Source organism: Streptomyces sp. C (assembly GCF_000158895.1).
In the GTDB taxonomy this organism is placed as follows: domain Bacteria; phylum Actinomycetota; class Actinomycetes; order Streptomycetales; family Streptomycetaceae; genus Streptomyces; species Streptomyces racemochromogenes.
Window position 1 is genome coordinate 6,930,393 of the sequence record NZ_GG657750.1, and the last position, 1,355, is coordinate 6,931,747.

1 pseudogene is annotated in these 1,355 nt (G+C 77.4%); it reads left to right on the top strand.

What is annotated here, in order from left to right:
- The first annotated feature begins 44 nt into the window (after nt 1-44).
- Nucleotides 45-1,240 (top strand): annotated as a pseudogene (locus tag SSNG_RS31085) (sigma 54-interacting transcriptional regulator).
- Nucleotides 1,241-1,355 lie beyond the last annotated feature (115 nt).

Genomic DNA, 1,355 nt, shown 5'->3' on the forward strand with positions numbered 1-1,355 from the left:
GCGCGCGCCGCGGCCGGGTCCGCCGGCGGCGGGGAGGCCCGGCAATGAGCACCGCACCGCCGCCCGCGCTGGCCGCCGCCGACGAGCTCGGCGCCCGCCTCGGCGCCACCCGCACCGAGCCCGCCGCCAACCACCAGCTGGAGGCCCTCGCCCTCGCGGTGACGGCCAACCAGCCCGTCCTGCTGTGGGGCGAACCCGGAATCGGCAAGTCCGCCGGCATGGAACGGCTCGCCGGGTCCCTCGGGGTCGCCCTGGAGACCGTCGTCGCCAGCGTCCACGAGCCCTCCGACTTCGCCGGCCTGCCGATCGTCGGAGACGACCCCGCCACCACCGGCGTGCCGATGGCCCCACCGGACTGGGCGGTGCGCCTGGCCCGCACCGGACACGGCCTGCTCTTCTTCGACGAGCTGTCCTCCGCCCCGCCCGCCGTACAGGCCGCCCTGCTGCGCGTGGTCCTCGAACGCCGGGTCGGCAGCCTGGAACTGCCCGCCTCCGTACGCATCGTCGCGGCCGCCAACCCGCCCGCCAGCGCGGCCGACGGCTGGCACCTCAGCGCGCCCCTCGCCAACCGCTTCGTCCACCTCGACTGGACGCACGACCCGCGCACCGTGGCCCGCGGCATGGCCGGGACCTGGCCCGAGACCGCCCTCCCCGCGGTCGACCCCGCCCGCTCCGCCGGCGCGGTCGCCCGCGCCCGGGGCGCGGTGTCCGGCTTCCTCACCGCCCGCCCCGGCCTGGTCCACCACATGCCCGATGACGCCGAGGCCCGGGGCAGGGCCTGGCCTTCCCCGCGCACCTGGGAGATGGCGCTGCGCCTGCTGGCCACCCGGCTACGCGGCCGGCGCGGGCCGCGAGGCGCTGTCCGCCGCCCTCACCGGGGCCGTCGGCGACGGAGCCGGCCTGGTTCTGCTGACCTACCTGGAGCACCTGGACCTGCCCGACCCGGAACGCGTGCTGGCCGACCCCGGCGCCTTCGCGCTGCCCGAGCGCGGGGACCGGCAGCGGGCCTTCCTCATCGCGGTCGTCGCCGCCGTCCAGGCGGAACCCACCCGCTCTTTTCTGGGAGGCTGGCTGGGAGGTCCTCGCCAAGGCCGTCGACGCGGGCGTGCCCGACGTGGCAGCGCGGGTTTTTCGCCGACTTCGCGGCGATGCGCGACCTGTTTCTTTCTTTGTCCCCGCGGGCATCGACGCCTTCGTGGAACTGCTCCAGCTGGCCGGGGCCCTGCCCGGCGCCCGCTGACGGGCGGGCCGCGCCGGTGGACGTCCCGCTCGACCGGGCCAAGCTGCTCGCCGCCCGCTACGCGGCCGCCGAGGCCAGGCCCTACCTCGCCTCCGCCCTGTACGCGCTGACCGTC